Annotated in this window: 19 protein-coding genes; 3 read left to right on the top strand and 16 right to left on the bottom strand. The window is 71.7% G+C overall.

What is annotated here, in order from left to right:
- Positions 1 to 21 precede the first annotated feature (21 nt).
- The 6 genes from mutM to J7E22_RS03620 form a co-directional block, all read right to left on the bottom strand.
- Complete coding sequence (gene mutM / locus J7E22_RS03595; protein ID WP_214979002.1) at positions 22 to 1,041, bottom strand: bifunctional DNA-formamidopyrimidine glycosylase/DNA-(apurinic or apyrimidinic site) lyase; 1,020 nt, start codon at positions 1,039 to 1,041, stop codon at positions 22 to 24.
- A gap of 4 nt (positions 1,042 to 1,045) precedes the next feature.
- The gene (rnc, locus tag J7E22_RS03600) at positions 1,046 to 1,771 is read right to left on the bottom strand and encodes a ribonuclease III (RefSeq protein ID WP_214979005.1); all 726 of its coding nucleotides are present in this window, start codon (positions 1,769 to 1,771) and stop codon (positions 1,046 to 1,048) included.
- Positions 1,772 to 1,784: 13 nt separating this feature from the next.
- On the bottom strand, positions 1,785 to 1,988 hold the full coding sequence (gene rpmF / locus J7E22_RS03605; protein ID WP_056126067.1) for a 50S ribosomal protein L32: 204 nt from the start codon (positions 1,986 to 1,988) through the stop codon (positions 1,785 to 1,787).
- Between the two features lie 48 nt (positions 1,989 to 2,036).
- Positions 2,037 to 2,630: a DUF177 domain-containing protein gene (locus J7E22_RS03610; RefSeq protein ID WP_308159138.1), complete on the bottom strand. Its 594-nt coding sequence runs from the start codon at positions 2,628 to 2,630 to the stop codon at positions 2,037 to 2,039.
- Positions 2,631 to 2,695: 65 nt separating this feature from the next.
- Positions 2,696 to 3,190: a pantetheine-phosphate adenylyltransferase gene (gene coaD, locus J7E22_RS03615; protein WP_214979007.1), complete on the bottom strand. Its 495-nt coding sequence runs from the start codon at positions 3,188 to 3,190 to the stop codon at positions 2,696 to 2,698.
- A gap of 74 nt (positions 3,191 to 3,264) precedes the next feature.
- On the bottom strand, positions 3,265 to 5,490 hold the full coding sequence (locus J7E22_RS03620; protein WP_214979010.1) for an ATP-dependent DNA helicase RecG: 2,226 nt from the start codon (positions 5,488 to 5,490) through the stop codon (positions 3,265 to 3,267).
- Positions 5,491 to 5,586: 96 nt separating this feature from the next.
- Between J7E22_RS03620 and rsmD the strand changes: the two genes are divergently transcribed.
- A complete protein-coding gene (gene rsmD, locus J7E22_RS03625) occupies positions 5,587 to 6,147 on the top strand; it encodes a 16S rRNA (guanine(966)-N(2))-methyltransferase RsmD (protein ID WP_214979013.1) in 561 nt (186 codons plus the stop codon).
- 19 nt (positions 6,148 to 6,166) lie between these two features.
- Here rsmD and thiL read toward each other — a convergent pair whose 3' ends face one another.
- Positions 6,167 to 7,195 carry a thiamine-phosphate kinase gene (gene thiL / locus J7E22_RS03630; RefSeq protein WP_214979016.1) on the bottom strand — a complete coding sequence of 343 codons (1,029 nt, stop codon included), beginning with the start codon at positions 7,193 to 7,195 and terminating at the stop codon, positions 6,167 to 6,169.
- A gap of 24 nt (positions 7,196 to 7,219) precedes the next feature.
- Here thiL and J7E22_RS03635 point away from each other — a divergent pair, with 24 nt between their 5' ends.
- Positions 7,220 to 7,705, top strand: coding sequence for a DUF3515 family protein (locus tag J7E22_RS03635; RefSeq protein ID WP_214979019.1), 486 nt, complete (start codon positions 7,220 to 7,222; stop codon positions 7,703 to 7,705).
- A 45-nt stretch (positions 7,706 to 7,750) separates the two neighbouring features.
- Here J7E22_RS03635 and J7E22_RS03640 read toward each other — a convergent pair whose 3' ends face one another.
- From J7E22_RS03640 to leuC, 6 genes are all read right to left on the bottom strand, one after another.
- Positions 7,751 to 8,851, bottom strand: a complete 1,101-nt coding sequence (locus J7E22_RS03640; RefSeq protein ID WP_214979022.1) for a D-alanine--D-alanine ligase family protein — start codon at positions 8,849 to 8,851, stop codon at positions 7,751 to 7,753.
- 32 nt (positions 8,852 to 8,883) lie between these two features.
- Complete coding sequence (locus J7E22_RS03645; RefSeq protein ID WP_214979092.1) at positions 8,884 to 9,897, bottom strand: NAD(P)H-dependent glycerol-3-phosphate dehydrogenase; 1,014 nt, start codon at positions 9,895 to 9,897, stop codon at positions 8,884 to 8,886.
- A gap of 79 nt (positions 9,898 to 9,976) precedes the next feature.
- The gene (locus J7E22_RS03650; RefSeq protein ID WP_308159139.1) at positions 9,977 to 10,801 is read right to left on the bottom strand and encodes a lysophospholipid acyltransferase family protein; all 825 of its coding nucleotides are present in this window, start codon (positions 10,799 to 10,801) and stop codon (positions 9,977 to 9,979) included.
- Positions 10,802 to 10,806: 5 nt separating this feature from the next.
- Positions 10,807 to 12,174: a UDP-N-acetylglucosamine 1-carboxyvinyltransferase gene (gene murA / locus J7E22_RS03655; protein ID WP_214979025.1), complete on the bottom strand. Its 1,368-nt coding sequence runs from the start codon at positions 12,172 to 12,174 to the stop codon at positions 10,807 to 10,809.
- Positions 12,174 to 12,770, bottom strand: a complete 597-nt coding sequence (gene leuD, locus J7E22_RS03660; RefSeq protein ID WP_214979028.1) for a 3-isopropylmalate dehydratase small subunit — start codon at positions 12,768 to 12,770, stop codon at positions 12,174 to 12,176. The genes murA and leuD overlap by 1 nt, the downstream gene beginning before the upstream one ends.
- A complete protein-coding gene (leuC, locus tag J7E22_RS03665) occupies positions 12,770 to 14,245 on the bottom strand; it encodes a 3-isopropylmalate dehydratase large subunit (RefSeq protein WP_214979031.1) in 1,476 nt (491 codons plus the stop codon). Before leuC ends, leuD begins: the two co-directional genes overlap by 1 nt.
- Before the next feature lie 146 nt (positions 14,246 to 14,391).
- Between leuC and J7E22_RS03670 the strand changes: the two genes are divergently transcribed.
- Positions 14,392 to 15,459, top strand: coding sequence for an FUSC family protein (locus tag J7E22_RS03670; protein WP_214979033.1), 1,068 nt, complete (start codon positions 14,392 to 14,394; stop codon positions 15,457 to 15,459).
- 171 nt (positions 15,460 to 15,630) lie between these two features.
- Here J7E22_RS03670 and J7E22_RS03675 read toward each other — a convergent pair whose 3' ends face one another.
- From J7E22_RS03675 to J7E22_RS03685, 3 genes are read right to left on the bottom strand one after another with little or no spacing between them, the layout of a single operon-like run.
- Positions 15,631 to 16,236, bottom strand: a complete 606-nt coding sequence (locus J7E22_RS03675) for a histidine phosphatase family protein (RefSeq protein WP_214979034.1) — start codon at positions 16,234 to 16,236, stop codon at positions 15,631 to 15,633.
- Positions 16,233 to 16,607, bottom strand: coding sequence for a fluoride efflux transporter CrcB (gene crcB, locus J7E22_RS03680; RefSeq protein WP_214979036.1), 375 nt, complete (start codon positions 16,605 to 16,607; stop codon positions 16,233 to 16,235). The genes J7E22_RS03675 and crcB overlap by 4 nt, the downstream gene beginning before the upstream one ends.
- The gene (locus J7E22_RS03685) at positions 16,604 to 17,113 is read right to left on the bottom strand and encodes a CrcB family protein (RefSeq protein ID WP_214979037.1); all 510 of its coding nucleotides are present in this window, start codon (positions 17,111 to 17,113) and stop codon (positions 16,604 to 16,606) included. Before J7E22_RS03685 ends, crcB begins: the two co-directional genes overlap by 4 nt.
- Positions 17,114 to 17,395 lie beyond the last annotated feature (282 nt).

The following is a 17,395-nucleotide window of genomic DNA, read 5'->3' on the forward strand; positions in this document are numbered from 1 at the left end:
AGGCTGTGGTTGCGCGTCAGGCTAGCGCGTGCGCAGGCGCGGGGCCGGTTGGCACACCGGGCAACGGTGGCTGGACCGGTTCATGAAGGCCTCCCGGACGATCGCGGTCCCGCACCGCGGGCACGGCTTCCCCTGCTGCCCGTACACCGCGAGGCGCTGCGAGAAGTACCCGGACTGCCCGTTGACGTTGACGTACTGGGCGTCGAAGCTCGTCCCGCCGTCCTCGAGCGCACGGCGGAGCACCGCCCGGACCTCGTCGAGCAGCGTCGTCAGGGCAGCGCGCGGCAGCCGGTCCGCGGGTCGGTCGAAGTGCAGCCGCGCGGCCCACAGGGACTCGTCGGCGTAGATGTTGCCGATGCCGCTGACGACGCCCTGGTCGAGCAGGACGCGCTTGATGCCGCTGGAGCGCTTCCGGGCCATCGCGATGAAGCGGGCGTCGTCGAAGGCGGGGTCGAGCGGGTCGCGGGCGATGTGCGAGACCTGCTTCGGGATGCTCCGACGCCACCGTGCGTCGGGCGCGGTCTCGTCGACGTGACCGGCGAACCCCGCGGGGGCAGCGTCGACGGTGGGCACCATCGGGTCGATGGCCATCGAGCCGAAGGTCCGCTGGTCGACGAACTCCAGCTGGACGGGAGGCTCGGGTCGGCCGTCGCGGTCCGTTCCGGTCGGCTGGACCTCGAGCACGATCCGGCGGTGGCGGGCCGCGGGGCGGTCACGACCGAGGAGGATCTGACCGGACATGCCGAGGTGGGCGACGAGGGCCTCGGGCCGCTGCGGGTCGGCGGTGTCGGGGTGGTCCGGGTGCGCGGCGCCGTTCGGCGACGCACCGTCGGGGTCGGTGAGGGGGAACCAGAGGAACTTGCCCCGGCGCACCGCTGCCGCGATGGTCCGACCGGTGAGGCGCTCCACGAAGTCCTCGGCCGGGCCGTCGTGCCGGGTCAGTGCCCGGTCGTCGTCGACGTGCACGGCGAGCACGCGCGCACCACTGACGGCGGGTTCGAGGCCGGCGCGGACGACCTCGACCTCGGGGAGTTCGGGCACCTGGTCAGGCCGCCCGGCCGGACAGCCGGGTCCACGCGTCGAGCGCCGCGGCCATCTCGGCGGTCTTCTTGCTCGACCCGCTGCCGGTGGCGATGTCCTCGCCCTGCAGCACCACGGTGGCGTGGAACGTCTTGTCGTGGTCGGGGCCTTCTTCGGTGACCCGGTAGGAGGGGTTGCCGAGGGCCTTGGCCGACGCGAGCTCCTGCAGGCTCGTCTTCGGGTCCATCGCCGCACCGAACCGGTCGGGGTCGACCAGCAGGGGGTCGACGAGGCGCAGCACGAGCTCCGTCGCCGGGTCGGGCCCTGCCGACAGGTATGCGGCACCGATGACGGCCTCGACCGTGTCCGCGAGGATCGACGACTTGTCACGGCCGCCGGTCTGCTCTTCGCCCTTGCCGAGCCGCACGTAGGAGCCGAGCCCGATCATCCGGGCGATCTCGGCGAGCGCGACCGTCGAGACGAGGCTGGCGCGCCGCTTGGCGAGCTCGCCTTCGTCGAGGTCGGGGAACGACCGGAAGAGCTTCACGGTCACGGCCTGGCCGAGGATGGAGTCGCCGAGGAACTCGAGGCGCTCGTTGTGCCGGATGCCGCCGTGCTCGTACGCGTACGAGCGGTGGGTCAGGGCGAGTTCGAGGAGCTCGAGGTCGATGTCGACGTCGAGCATCCGCTGCAGACGAACGACGTCCGGCCCCACGGGGCGGGACCCCGTGGTGCCGGACGTTGCTGTCATGCGTCGGGTCCGATCAGACGTCGGCGACCTTGCGGCCCTTGTACTCCATGTACAGGGGCGTGCCGGCGGAGTCCTCGACGACCTTCGCGCGGTGCGGGAGGCTGTAGGTGACCTGGCCGTTCTCGATCGTCTTCACGAGCTGGACCGGCGCGGCCTTCCACTGCGAACGACGGGCGTGCGTGTTGGCACGGGACTGCTTGCGCTTGGGAACGGCCATGGTGGTTCTCTTTCGGTTGGTCGGTGGTTCAGTGTCGAGGGGCGGCGGTCACTCGGCCTGGTCGGCTTCGGACCGCTCCTGACCCTCGGTGGTCTGGGAGGCGGTTTCTTCGCTGTCGTCGGGTCCGCCGGCGGTGAACCCGCCCAGCGCAGCCCATCTCGGGTCCACGATCTCGGAAGCACGACGCTCACCGATGTCGGCCAGACGCTCACCCGTCACCGGGTCGAGGCCTGGGCAGTCCGGTCGGCAGACCGGCTGGAACGGCAGCGACAGCACCACCGCGTCTCGAACGACCTGCTCCGTGTCCACGAGGTCGTCGTGGACGAAGAAGTCGAATTCCTCCGAGGCATCATACGCGAACAGCTCGGCGAAATCGACTTCGACGGGCTCGCTGATCTCGATGAGGCAGCGGGAGCACTCGCCCGTCGCCTCGGCCGAAGCGTGCCCGGAGACGAGGACGCCCTCGTGCAGGCCCTCGAGCCGCACGTCGAGCTGCATCGTGGCCCCTTCGCGCACGGCGATGAGGCCCGCTCCCATGGCGTCCGGCACCTGGATGTCGAGCGAGTGCTCGCGCATCTCGCCCGGGCGGTGTGCGAGGTCACGCACGCGCAGGGCGTAGGGGCTGATCACGGGGGAAGACACGATCGACAAGCCTAGCGCGAACCGGCCGCGGAGTCGAGGCGGCAGCAGGGTGTGTCCGGCGTCGGTCAGCGACCGGTGTGCTCGTGCAGGGCCCGGGCGACGACCGCGGGCACGTACGGGCTGACGTCGCCGCCGAGGGACGCGACCTGCCGGATCAGGGAACTGGACACGTGCGCACGCGACGCCTCCGGCAGCAGGAACACCGTCTCGACGTCGGCGAGGTGCCGGTTCATGATCGCCATCGGGGTCTCGTACGCGACGTCCTCGCCGGAGCGCACGCCCTTCACCAGCACCGTCGCGCCGACCTGCCGGCAGTAGTCGACCAGGAGGCCCTGGGTCCACTCCCCGACGCGGACGTTGTCGGACACGCCGGTCTCGACGAGCGACTCCTGGATGAGCCGGACCCGGTCCACCGCGTCGAACATGGCCGGGCGCTTGTCCGGGTTGTGCACGACGAGCACGTGGACCTCGTCGAACAGGCCGGCCGCTCGACCGATGACGTCGAGGTGCCCGAGGGTCACGGGATCGAACGAACCGGGGACCACCGCGATCTGCGCCATGCCGCGACGATACCGTGAGCGCCGGTGCAGCAGCGCGACGGTGGTCAGGGTGCGAGCGCGGTCCGGCCGCCGGGTCAGTTCTTGCCGAGGAACGCCGCGTCGGACTCGTCGAGGCGGCGCGCGAGGGCCTCGCGCAGCGCCGGGTGGCCTTCGAGGTGCGGGTCGGGGCCGAGCACCCGCTCGGCAGCGCCCCGGGCGTCGATGATCACCTCTGCGTCGCGGACGACGCGCAGCAGGTTGAGCGAGGACCGACCGCCGGACTGCCGCTCGCCGAGGACGTCGCCCTCGCGCCGCAACTCGAGGTCCACACGCGCGAGCTCGAACCCGTCGTCGGACGCCGACACCGCGTCGACCCGCTCCCGGGACGTCGTGTCGGCCTCGGCGGTGGTCACGAGGAGGCACACCCCGGGCCACTGCCCGCGCCCGATCCGGCCGCGGAGCTGGTGGAGCTGCGAGACGCCGAACCGGTCGGCGTCCAGCACGGCCATCACCGAGGCGTTCGGCACGTCCACGCCGACCTCGATCACCGTGGTGGCCACGAGGACGTCGATGGTGCCGGCGGCGAAGGACGTCATCACGCGGTCCTTCTCGTCCGCGCTCATCCGCCCGTGCAGGACCTCGATCCGCCGTCCCTCGAGCACCGGCATCGCGCGCATCCGCTCGGCCGTGGCGAGCACCGTCGCCGGTGCCCGCTTCGGCGTGTCGTCCTCGGCGTCCGGCGCGGGCTCCCCGTCGTCCTCGGCGTGGGCGTCGTCGATCGCGGGACAGACGACGAAGGCCTGTCGGCCGCTCGCGAGTTCCTCTGCCATGCGGCTCCAGATCCGGGACTCCCACCCGGGGTGCTCGGCGAGCGGCACCGTGAAGGTCTCCACACCGGCGCGTCCGGACGGGAGGCCCGTGATCGTCGACACGTCGAGGTCGCCGAAGACCGTCATCGCGACGGTCCGCGGGATCGGCGTCGCCGTGAGGACCAGCACGTGCGGGGGCGTCACGCCCTTCGTCCGGAGGGCTTCACGCTGTTCGACGCCGAACCGGTGCTGTTCGTCCACGACCACGAGCCCGAGTTCGGCGAAGTCGACCCGGTCGCCCAGGAGCGCGTGCGTGCCGACCACCAGGCGGGAGCTGCCCGACACCGCCGCCAACAGCGCGCGCCGACGTTCGTCGGTGGACTGGGAGCCCGTGAGGATCACCGGGCGCAGTTCGGCCGCCAGGTCCGGTCCGAGGAACTTCACGATCGAGCGGAGGTGCTGGGCGGCGAGGACCTCGGTCGGGGCGATCAGGGCCGACTGGCCGCCGGACTCGGCCACCGTGAGCATCGCCCGGATCGCCACGAGGGTCTTGCCGGAACCGACCTCGCCCTGCACGAGGCGGTGCATCGGCCAGCTGCCGGCGAGGTCGTCGGCGATCTCGGCACCGACGGCACGCTGGTCGTCGGTCAGGGTGAACGGCAGCGAGGCGTCGAAGCGCTCGAGGATCCCGCCGGGCGATGCGGTCCGCGGCGTCGAGGCGGTGGCGCGCGCGGCCAGACGACGCTGCACCAGCGCGGTCTGGAGGACGAACGCCTCGCGGTAGCGCAGAGCGTCCTGCGCACGCTTGAAGTCCGCCACCTTCTCGGGGCGGTGCAGGAGTTCGAGCGCACGCCGGAACGGCACGAGGTCGAGGCGTGTCCGGTCCGCCGCCGGGACCGGGTCCGGCACGTCGGGCAGGGTGTCGAGCAGGATCCCGATCGACTTCGCGATCTGCCACGACGACAGCGTCGAGGTCGCGGGGTAGATCGGGATGGGCTGGCGGGACCACCGGATGGCTTCTTCCGACCCGGGGTCGGCCGTCGCGCGCGGGTCGTCACGGTCGAACAGCTCGTAGTCGGGGTGCGCCAGCTGCCGGGCGCCCCGGTAGTCGCCGACCTTGCCGGCGAAGACCCCGCGGGCCCCCGGGACGAGGTCCTTCGAGCGCCACGCCTGGTTGAAGAACGTCAGGGTGAGCAGCCCCTTGCCGTCACCGATCTTCACTTCGAGGATGGAGCCCCGGCGCTGTCGCATCGAGCGTTCGCGGACGTCGACGACCTCGGCCACGATCGTCACGGATTCGCCGATCGCGAGCGAGTCGAGCGCGGTGAGTGCCCCGCGCTCGGCGTACCGACGGGGTGCGTGCTCGAGGAACTCCCCGACCGTCCGGTACCCGAAGGCCTTCTCGACCGCGCTCGCCGTCCGCCCGCCGAGGACGTTCGCCAGTCGCGCGTCGAGGGGCGCGGGCCCGAGGTCGGGCGCGGCCGGCGCGGCGGGGGTTCCGGGGGTGACCACGCGACAACGGTACCCGGCGGGACCGACGTGCTGCGTGCCTCCAGACCGCCTGTGGAGAACCCAGGATGGCGTCGCCCAGCCCGCTACGGTGGCTCCATGACCCGCATCATCGCCGGTGCCGCCGGCTCCACGACGCTGCGCGTGCCGAAGTCCGGCACCCGCCCGACGAGCGACCGGGTGCGCGAAGCGCTGTTCTCGTCGCTCGAGGCACGCGGGTTGATCGACGACACCGCGGTGGCGGACCTGTACGCGGGCACGGGCGCCCTCGGGCTCGAGGCCGCATCGCGCGGTGCGGTGGAGGTCGTCCTGGTCGACCGTGCCTCGGCTGCCGCGACGGCCTGCCGCGAGAACGCCCGGCTCGTGAAGAAGCAGGTCCCGAACGTGCGGATCGACGTCCACGCGCAGCCGGCGCTCGGCTTCCTGCGGGGCACCGTGCGGACCTTCGACCTGGTCTTCATCGACCCGCCGTACGAGGTCACCGAGCACGAGATCGCCGAGGTGCTCGAGGCGCTCGTGCCCCGACTGACGCAGGACGCCGTGGTCGTCGTCGAGCGGAGCAAGCGGTCCCCGGAGCCGTCGTGGCCCGCGGGGCTCGAGGCCTTCAGCAAGCGCAGCTACGGCGACACCCTGGCGTGGGAGGCCGTCCTCTCCGACTGACGCCGCGCGCGCGTCCGGCTCAGCCCGCAGCACCGTCCCAGTCGGCGTAGGGGTCCCAGCCCGTCGTCGGGACCGGCACGTCCGCACGCACAAGGTCGGCGCCGCCGCGGGGTCGCACGACACCGATCCGCCGGAACCCACCGGGCAGCGGCACGTCCGACGGGAACGTCGCCAGGAGGCCGTGGTCCTCGCCGCCGTGCAGCATGACGGGGCCGAGGTCGCCGAGTGCGCCGCCCCCGTCGTCGAGGTCGTCGGGGTCGTCGAGGTCGAGCGTCACCCCGCTGGCGCGGGCGAGTCGGCCCGCGTCGATGGCCAGCCCGTCCGACAGGTCGAGCATCGCCGTCGCGCCGGCGATCGCGGCGAGCCGGCCGTCGGCGATCGGCGGGACCGGCCGCCGCTGGCGCTGGACGTCCGGGTCGACGTCCGCACCGCTCGCGACCGTCGCCGCGCGGGACGGCTCCCCCGCGTCGTCCACGCCGTGCTGGAAGAGCCGGCCGAGGCCCCGTGCCGCGCGGCCGAGTTCCCCCGACACCGCCAGCACGTCACCGGGCCGGGCTCCGGAGCGGAGGACCGGCGCCCGGCCCTGGAGGTCGCCGAACGCCGTCACGGCGACCGTGAAGGTGGCCGACGTGGACAGGTCACCACCGACGACCCCGCATCCGGGTGCGAGCGCCTCCACCGCCGCTCGGACGCCGTCGGCGAAGGCCTCGAACACGGCGACGGGGGTGTCCTGCGGTGCGGCGAGCGCGATGACCATCCCGGTGGGCACGGCGCCCATCGCCGCGACGTCGGAGAGGTTCGTCGCGGCGGCCTTCCACCCGACGTCCGTCGGTGAGGACCAGGCCCAGCGGAAGTCCGGACCGTGCACCATCATGTCCGTCGTCAGGACGAACCGGGCGTCGGGAGCTGCCACGACGGCGCAGTCGTCGCCCGGCCCGACGATGGGACTGCCGGTCGGGAGCCTGCGGGTGATGCGGTCGAGGACGGCGAGTTCGCCGAGCTCCCCCACGGTCGGTCCGGCCCAAGCGTCGTCGTGCGTCGCGTCCACACGAGAACGGTAGCCTGGACGTCGATGGACACCGTTCGCCGCCCCGCCCGCCGCCTCGCGATCGTGGGGGTCGTGATCGCCCTCGCCGCCGGGCTGACGGGCTGCACGAACGCCGTCGCGATGAGCCCGGCCCCGTCCGCGAACGCCGCCGCCTGCGCCGCCGCGCAGGTGCGCCTGCCGTCCGTCGTCGGGTCGACCTTCGCGCTCCGGAACACGAACGCGCAGTCCACCGCGGCATGGGGCGATCCCGCGGTCGCGCTGTACCACTGCGGTGTCGCCGTCCCCACGGTCTCGGACCTGCCGTGCTTTACGCAGGGCTCGGTCGACTGGATCCGCGACCCTCGTGGCGACCGGATCGTCTACACGACGTTCGGACGCACGCCGGCGGTGCAGGTCGTCATCGACGCCACGAAGACCACGAGCCAGGTCCTGCAGGACGTCGGGGACGCGGTGTCGACCCTGCCGAAGGACGGCCACAAGTGCCTCGACCCGTCCGACGTGCAGGGCTGAGCCCCCACCGGGCAGCGCAGGCGGGCTCGCGCGCGGCCGCAGCGGTCAGCGGACGGCCGTGCGCCCCAGCTCGATGAGCTCGGTCACGAGCTCCGGGTAGGAGACACCGGAGGCCGCCCAGCAGCGCGGGTACATCGACAGCGGCGTGAACCCCGGCATGGTGTTGACCTCGTTCACCACGAACCCGTCGTCGGTCAGGAAGCAGTCGACGCGCGCCAGACCCGCGCCGCCGATCGCCTCGAACGCGCGGGCACCGATCGACCGGATCTCGTCGGTCTCGGCCTCGGTCAGGGGTGCCGGGCACCGCAGCGACTCGTCGCCGCCGAGGTACTTCGACGCGAAGTCGTAGAAGCCGTCCTCGGCCACCACGATCTCGCCGGGCAGGCTCGTGCGCGGGACACCGTCGCGGCCCTCGAGCACGGCGACCTCGATCTCGCGGCCGATCACCCGCGGCTCGACGATGACCTTCGAGTCGTGCTCGAACGCGAGGTCCATGGCGGCACCCAGCTGCGACGGGTCGTCGACCCGGGACACCCCCATGCTCGAACCGGCGCGGGCGGGCTTCACGAACAGGGGCCACCCGTGGGCCGCGATCGTCTCGGCGACGTCCACCGGGTCGGCCGCCCACTCGCGGCGGAGCACCGTCGTCCACGGCGCGACCCGCAGCCCGGCGTGCTCGAGGACGGCCTTTGCGACGTGCTTGTCCATCGCCAGGGCGCTGGCGAGCACACCGTCGCCGACGTACGGCAGGCCCGCGATCTCGAGCAGGCCCTGGATCGTGCCGTCCTCGCCGAACGGGCCGTGCAGGATCGGGAACACGACGTCGATCGCGATGCTGGAGGTCGTGCCGTCGGGGTGCGAGACCACCAGGGCGTTCGACGCCGGGGAGGTCGGGAAGGCGACCCGGGTGCCGTTGTCCGGGACGGTGGGCAGGGCCCCGTCGCGCAGCGTCCACTGCTCGGGGTCGTCCTGCTGCAGCGTGAACGAGCCGTCCCGGGTGATGCCGATCGGCACGATCTCGTACTCGGTCCGGTCGATGACGTTCATGATCCCGCCGGCGGTCACGCAGCTGATCTCGTGCTCACTGGAGCGCCCGCCGAACAGCACGGCGACGGTGGTGGTGCTGGGCGTGGGCGTCGTGGGCATGGGCTTCCCCTGGTTCGTCGTGCCCGGACCGGTCACTCGCCCTGGGGCTCGTCGGTCTCGGTGAGGTGCGGCGCGATGTTGCGCGGATCGAGCCTACCGGCGAGGACTTCCCCGACCTGGCTGACGATGGGCATGTCGACGCCGTTCGCCGCGGCCAGCTCGAGGATCGGACCGACCGACGCCAGGCCCTCCGCGGTCTGGTTCATCTGGCGGACGACCTCGTCGAAGCGGTAGCCCTGCCCGAGCAGCCGACCCGCGGTGTTGTTGCGGGACAGCGGCGACTGGCAGGTCGCGATGAGGTCCCCGAGCCCGGCCAGCCCGGACAGTGTCGACGGCTGCGCACCGAGCGACACCGCGAACTCCGTCATTTCCGCGAGCCCGCGGGTGATGATCGACGCCTTCGTGTTCTCGCCGTACCCGACGCCGTCGACGATGCCGATGGCGACCGCGATGAGGTTCTTCAACACCCCGCCGAACTCCGTGCCGATGACGTCGGTGTTGATGAACGAGCGGAAGTAGGGGTTCGTCGCCACGGCTGCCACCGCCGTGGCCGTCTCGAGCGAACTCGACGACACCACCGCGGCCGTCGGCTGACGCCGGGCGATCTCGAGCGCCAGGTTCGGCCCGCTCGCGACGGCGATCCGGTCCCGGTCGATACCGAGCCCCTCGTGCAGGACCTCGCTCATCCGCAGGCCGGTCGACTTCTCGACGCCCTTCATCAGGCTGACGACGGGGACGTCCGGCCCGAGCAGGGCGCGGATCGCGGCGAGGTTCGACCGGAGCGTCTGGGACGGTACGGAGACGTACACCTGCGACGCGCCGTCGAGCACGGCGGCCAGGGAGGTGGACGCCGTCATCGTCCGCGGCAGGTTGATGCCGGGCAGGTAGTCCGAGTTGCGCTTCGTCTCGGTGATCTCCCGCGCGACTTCGGGACGTCGGGCCCAGAGGACGGTGGTGGCCCCGCCCTCGGCGAGGACCTTGGCGAAGGTGGTGCCCCAACTCCCGGCACCGATCACCGCCACCCGGGGCTTGTCGGTCGTCTGCATCACCACGCGGATCGCGGCGGTGTCGAAGGCTCCGGAGGCGGCGCTCACGGGGTCTGGTCGGTCGTCGCGGGGTCGGAGGTCACTCAAACCGGCCGGTCTCCTTCTGGTTGTTCGCCGCCGGGTCCCAGCGGGTCTCGGGTGCCTTCTCGCCGCGGAGCTCCTCGAGCAGTGCGGTGATGCGGTCCATCACGAGCGCCGTCGCCTCGACGAGCATCGCCTGGTCGATCGGTCGACCGCGGTACGCCGACAGGTCGACGGGGTCGCCGACGATCACGTCGACGCGCGACGGCGGGAACAGCCGCAGCTTGTTCGAGTACCGCGCCATGATCTTCTGCGTGCCCCAGTGGGCCATCGGGATGATCGGCACGTCGTTCTCGAGCGCGATCCGCACCGCGCCGGTCTTGCCACGCATCGGCCAGAGGTCGGGGTCGCGGGTGAGCGTGCCCTCGGGGTAGACGATCACGGCGCCGCCGCCGTCGACCAGCGACTTCCCGCCGGAGAGCGGGTCGTTCAGCCGTGTCCGGCCGGAGCGCTCGACGGGGATCTGCCCCATGCCCGACATGAGCTTGCCGACGACGGGCACCCGGAACAGCGAGGCCTTCGCCAGGAACCGCGGCGACCGCTTGCTGATCCACACCGCGGTGCCGACGACGAGCGGGTCGATGTTCGTGAAGTGGTTCGGCGCGAGCACGAACGCGCCCTCGGCCGGGATCCGGTTCGGGCCGTGCCAGTGGTAGCGCGCGGAGAACCGGAAGGTCGGGATCACGATCGACGCGACGATGCGGAACGCGACGTTCAGCTCACCGCGCTTCCAGCGCCGTCCCGGCACCGGCGTACCGGTGGTGACCTGCAGGTCGGAGCCGCGCCGCGCCTCCAGGCCGTCGCCCGACTGCGAAGACGACACCGCGACTACCCTGCGAAGTCGAAGTCGGCGCCGAGCTTCCGCAGCTTCGGGATGAAGTGCTCGTAGCCCCGGCTGATGATGCCGACGTTGGTGATCCGGGACTCGCCCTCGGCGGTCAGCGCCGCGATGAGGTGGCTGAAGCCGCCGCGGAGGTCCGGCACGCGGACGTTCGCACCGTGCAGCTTCGTCGGGCCGGTGATGACCGCGGCCTGCTCGAACGGGCGGCGGGCGACACGCCGGTCGTGACCGGGCAGTCCCTCCTTGTGCACGACGATGTCGGCACCCATCTCGTTGAGGGCGTCCGTGAAGCCGAAGCGGTTCTCGTACACGGTCTCGTGGACGACGCTGCGGCCCTCGGCCTGGGTCAGCGCCACGACGAGCGGCTGCTGCCAGTCCGTCATGAACCCCGGGTGGACGTCGGTCTCGATGACGACGGGCCGCAGGACCTCGCGCTCCCGGTAGAACCGGATGCCGTCCTCCTGGATGTCGAAGCCGCCGCCGACCTTCCGGAAGACGTTGAGGAACGTCATGAGTTCCTGCTGCTTCGCGCCCTCGACGAAGATGTCGCCGTTGGTCGCGAGCGCCGCCGAGGCCCAGCTGGCGGCCTCGTTACGGTCGTTGATCGCACGGTGGGTGTAGCCGCGCAGGGACTCGACGCCCTCGATGAAGATCGTGCGGTTCGGCTCGACCGTGACGATCGCGCCCATCTTCTGCAGGATCGCGATGAGGTCCATGATCTCGGGCTCGATCGCCGCGTTCCGGAGCTCGGTGACGCCCTCGGCCAGGGTCGCCGACAGCAGGACCTGCTCGGTCGCGCCGACGCTCGGGTACGGGAGTTCGATCTCCGCGCCCTTCAGGCCGTTCGGCGCCGTCAGGTGGATGCCGCTGAGCTGCTTGTCGACGACGGCGCCCATGGCCCGGAGGGCGTCGAGGTGGAAGTCGATCGGCCGGTCACCGATGCGGCAGCCACCCAGGTCGGGGATGAACGCCTCGCCGAGCTTGTGCAGCAACGGGCCGCAGAACAGGATCGGGATGCGGCTCGACCCGGCGTGCGCGTCGATCTCGGCGAAGTGCGCCGACTCCACGCGGGACGGGTCGAGGATGAGTTCGCCTCGTGCAGGATCGGTGATGCGCACGCCGTGCACCTCGAGCAGGCCGCGGACGACCTTGACGTCGGAGATGTCCGGGACGTCCTTGAGGATCGACGGGGTGTCCCCCAGCAGCGACGCCACCATGGCCTTCGTCGCGAGGTTCTTCGCCCCGCGGACCTCGATGCGCCCCACGAGCGGCTTGCCCCCGCGGATGACGATCTCGTCCGACTTGAGGCCCACGCGCGCCCCTGCGGCTGCTGCGTCCTGTACGAGAGAGTTCACTACTTCACCGGCAATGTCTTCGGCCGCCAACGGGAGCGGCGGGATTCGAACTCCGTGATCGAGGTCTCGTCACGGAGGGTGAGCCCGATGTCATCGAGCCCTTCCATCAACCGCCAACGAGTGTAAGCGTCGATCTCGAAGGGGACGTCCACATCCCCGATCGACACGCGCTGCGTCTCGAGGTCCACGGTCGCTTCGATCCCCGGGGTCGCCTCGATCGCGGCCCACAGACGTTCGACGTCCGGCTCCGTGACGATCGCCGTGACGAGGCCCTGCTTGCCCGCGTTGCCCTTGAAGATGTCGGCGAACCGGGAGGAGACGACGACACGGAACCCGAAGTCCCGGAGGGCCCAGACGGCGTGCTCACGGCTCGACCCCGTGCCGAAGTCGGGGCCGGCCACCAGGACCGCAGCGCCCTGGTAGGCGGGCTGGTTCAACACGAAGTCGGGGTCCTGGCGCCAGCCGGAGAACAGGGCGTCCTCGAAGCCGGTCTTCGTCACGCGCTTGAGGTAGACGGCGGGGATGATCTGGTCGGTGTCGACGTTGGATCGCTTGAGCGGTGCCGCGATCCCGGTGACGGTGGTGATCTTGTCCATCAGTTCGCCCCTTCGGCGGTCGAGGTGGTCGCGGTCTTCTCGTCGTCCGTCACGGACGCGATCGCGTCGTCGGTCGCCAGGTCCCACGGGCTGGACAGCGTCCCGCGGATCGCGGTCGCGGCGGCGACGAGCGGCGACACGAGGTGCGTCCGGCCGCCCTTGCCCTGGCGGCCCTCGAAGTTTCGGTTCGAGGTGGAGGCGCAGCGCTCCCCCGGTGCGAGCTGGTCGGGGTTCATGCCGAGGCACATCGAGCACCCGGCGAAGCGCCACTCGGCACCGAAGTCCGTGATGATCTTGTCGAGCCCCTCGGCCTCGGCCTCGAGGCGCACCCGTGCCGACCCCGGCACGACCATGACGCGCACGCCCGGGGCCTTGGTGCGGCCCTGGATGACCGAGGCGAAGGCCCGCAGGTCCTCGATGCGCGAGTTCGTGCACGACCCCATGAAGACCGCGTCGACGGCGATGTCCTTCATCGGGGTGCCCGGGACGAGGTCCATGTACTCGAGCGCGCGCTGCGCCGTGGCCTGGTCGTTCGGGTCGCTGTAGCTCGACGGCGACGGGACCGACTCGGACAGCGAGACGCCCTGGCCCGGGTTCGTGCCCCAGGTGACGAACGGCTCGAGGTCGTCGGCGTCGATGAAGACCTCGGCGTCGAAGACCGCGTCGTCGTCGGTGGCGAGCGTCTCCCAGTACGCGACGGCGTCGTCCCAGTCCTGCCCGGTGGGCGCGTGGTCGCGGCCCTGCACGTAGTCGTAGGTGGTCTGGTCGGGGGCGACCATGCCGGCGCGGGCACCGGCCTCGATCGACATGTTGCAGATCGTCATCCGGCCCTCCATCGAGAGCGCCCGGATCGCCGAGCCGCGGTACTCGAGCACGTAGCCCTGCCCGCCGCCGGTGCCGATCTTCGCGATCACGGCCAGGATGATGTCCTTCGCCGTGACGCCCGGCCGCAGGGTCCCCTCGACCGTGATCGCCATCGTCTTGAACGGCTTCAGTGGCAGCGTCTGCGTCGCGAGGACGTGCTCGACCTCGCTCGTGCCGATGCCGAACGCCATCGCACCGAACGCGCCGTGGGTGCTCGTGTGGGAGTCACCGCAGACGACCGTGATGCCGGGCATGGTCAGGCCGAGCTGCGGCCCGACGACGTGCACGATGCCCTGCTCCTTGTCGCCCAGGGAGTGCAGCCGGACCCCGAACTCCGCGCAGTTGCGACGCAGGGTCTCGATCTGCGTGCGGCTCGTCGGGTCGGCGATCGGCCGGTCGATGGCGAGCGTCGGCGTGTTGTGGTCCTCGGTCGCGATCGTGAGGTCGAGACGGCGGACGGGTCGGCCGGCCTGGCGCAGGCCGTCGAACGCCTGCGGACTCGTCACCTCGTGCACGAGGTGGAGGTCGATGTAGAGGAGGTCCGGGTTCCCGTCCTCACCCTTGACCACGACGTGGTCGTCCCACACCTTCTCGGCGAGCGTCTTTCCCATGTGCTCGTGCCTCTCGTCCTCGTGTCCGATGGCGCCGCTGGTCGCGGCGTTGCGACGACCCTACCATTGGTATACCAATCGTGGACCCCGCCTGGAGGCCCGGCTCGACTCCCCGACACCTGTCGCGGTGGGAAGATGGAGGTGACATGACGACACCTGCGCACTCGACCCGGACCACCAACTTCGAGGGCGCAGCCCGCGCAGCGATCGCCGGCGGCGCGCCGCTCGCGCTGCTCATCGCCCTCGGGATGCCCGGGTACGCGGCCTTCGCCATGTTCGCCGGCTTCACCGCGATCTTCGGCGCGGCCGAGCCCTACCGGCAGCGCGCGCTCACCACGGGCGTCGCCGGGGTACTGCAGGCGCTCTGCATGTTCGCCGGGATCGGGGTCTCGCTCCTCGGGTCACCGCTCTGGCTGCAGGCCGTCGGACTCGTCGTCGTCCTGGTCGTCGCGATCGGCACCCTGAGCACGCTGCAGACCATCCCGGCACAGCCGATCTTCCCCGTGTTCGCCTTCGTCGTGTCCGCGCTCGTGCCCCTGCACCCCGCCGACGTCCCGCTCGTCGCGACGATCATCGTCTGCTCGGTGGCGTGGGCGTGGCTCGTCGCGATGTCCGGAGCCGTGATCCGCCTGGTCCTTCACCCGCACGCACCCGGCGTTTTCCGCCCCATCGCCCCGCGGAAGCACCGGTCGCTCGCCATCCTGCGTTCCGCCGCGCTCTGGGAGACGGTGGGGCTCAACGTCGTCGGCGCGCTCGTGGCCGGAGCGGTCGCCGAGGCCATCCCCGGGCTGGGTCACCCCTACTGGGCGGTGATCGCGCTCGTGTCGACCCTGCCCGCGATCCGGCAGCGGCACACCGTGCTGCGTGTGGTGCAGCGCTTCGTCGGCACCATCGGCGGCACCGTCATCGCGGTCGGCATCCTGCTGCTCGAGCCGTCGGCGTGGTGGATCGTCCTGATCGCGGTCGTCGGGCAGTTCTTCGCCGAGATCTTCGTCGCGCGGAACTACGCGGTGACGCTGCTGTTCCTGACTCCCCTGGCGCTCGCCGTGTCGTGGCTGAGCCTGCCCGAGGCCCCGGGGCTCCTCGCGCTCGACCGGATCGCGCAGACGGCCCTCGGCGCCGGGGTGAGCGTGGGGCTGCTGGCCGTGGGCCGGGCGATCGAGCGGCGTCGGGGTCGTGCGCTCGGTGCGACGAGCGCCATCCGCACCGTCTGAGGGGTCGGAACAGCACCAGGGGCGGACGGGAGGCACGTGGCGGCGCCGCCACGTGCCTCCCGTCCGCGGGCACGTACCGGACCGGGCCGCTGCGCGCGACGCACCCCGCTGCGCACGACGCACACCGACGGGTCGGGGCGCGATGCCTGCAGCGGGGGGCGACCGGGACGGTCACTCCCCCGGCTGGATGTTCCAGGTGTCGATGACCGGGCGCCCGTGCTCGTAGCCGAGGACGCTCACGGAGGCGGTCCCAAGCTTCAGCACCGCGCCGTCCTGGGGGGCGAGCCGGATCCAGGCGGCACCGAGCGCGCGCAGGACGTGGCCGTGCGCGACGACGACGGCGTCCTGACCCTCGGCGAGGACGGGACGCGCACGGTTCAGGATCCGCTCGACGCGGACCCGGACCTCCGCGGCGTTCTCGCCGGGCGTGTCACCAGCCGGTACGCCGTCGGTCCAGAGGTCCCACGGACCGTGCCGGAGCACCTTGATCTGCGGAGTGGTGAGCCCCTCGTACGCGCCGTAGTCCCACTCGTACAGGTCCTCGTCGATCTCGGGGTCGACGCCGATGAGCCGCGCGGTCTCGCGGGCTCGCTGCAACGGGCTGGACAGCGCCAGCGCGAAGGAGCGGTCGGCCAGGAACTTCCCGGCACGCTTGGCCTGCTCGACACCGTTGTCGGTGAGCGGGATGTCGGTGCGGCCGGTGTGCTGCCCGCTCTTCGACCACTCCGTTTCTCCGTGACGGACGAGGACGAGTTCGCCGGGGCGTTCCGAGGTCATGAGTTCCTTCCGATGAAGAGGCCGAGCGCGGCTGCGCCGACCGAGACGACGAGCATCCCGAGGCCGTTCAGGACGGCGAGTCCGGGCTTGCCGGATCGGAGGAGCTGGACGGTCTCGACGCTCGCAGTGGAGAACGTCGTGTACCCACCCATCATGCCCGTGCCGAGCACGGCCACCGTCGGGAGCGGGATCGTGCCCGCCTGGCCGAGGCCCGTGAGGACCCCGAGGACCAGTGATCCGGACACGTTGATGAGCACCGTGCCGACCGGGAAGGCACGGACGCGCGCCTTGACGAGTCCGTCGACCAGGAAGCGCAGCGCCGCGCCCACCCCTCCGCCGACGGCGACGACCAGCAGTTCGAGCGGGTTCACCGGCGGTCCCCCTCCGGACGGACGAGCGACGCGACCCAGAGCCCGGCGACGACGGCGGCCAGACCCAGGACGACCGTGAGCAGGGCGTAGCCGATGCCGGCCGCCCACCGCCCGGCGTCGAGCAGTTGTGCGGTGTCGTCGGCGAGCGTGCTGTACGTCGTGAACCCGCCGAGCACACCCGTGCCGACGAGCAGTCGGAGCGTCCGCCGTCCCCCCTCGTCCGGGCCCCGGTGTGCGAGCGCCTCGAGCAGGAGCCCGAGGCAGAACGCACCGACGACGTTGATCACGAGGATCGTCCAGCTGAGCCCGTCGACGGCGGGCAACCAGCTGGCCAGGAGCGCGCGGACGGCGGTGCCCAGCGCACCCCCGACCGCGACGAGCCCGAGGAAACGCCATCGCAGGTAGGGCGGTCGTACGGGCCGTGCCCCGGCGTGGTCGACGGCGGGATCGAAGGGGACGTCACCGGGGTCGACCGCTCCCGACCGCTCCGGACGGGTTCCTGCCACGTGGTCCTCCTCTCGCCGAGCACGTCGGACCGACGTCGCACGTGCGATGTTCTCGGGAGAGGGACCGTCGGCAGACGGTGCTGCGGTCGGGTCCGGCAGGCCCCACTGCCGGGTCTGACGACCTGGTCATGCTAGCGGAACCGGAACGAGCACCCGCGAAGCGGCTCGAGCAGCGGACCAGACGTGGGATGCCGGGCGGCGGACGCCGGGCGCCGGAACGACGACACCCCCGCCGAGCCGGAGCTCGTCGGGGGTGTCGTGGTGGTGACCCCAGCGGGATTC

Source organism: Curtobacterium sp. ISL-83, from assembly GCF_018613895.1.
Lineage (GTDB): Bacteria > Actinomycetota > Actinomycetes > Actinomycetales > Microbacteriaceae > Curtobacterium.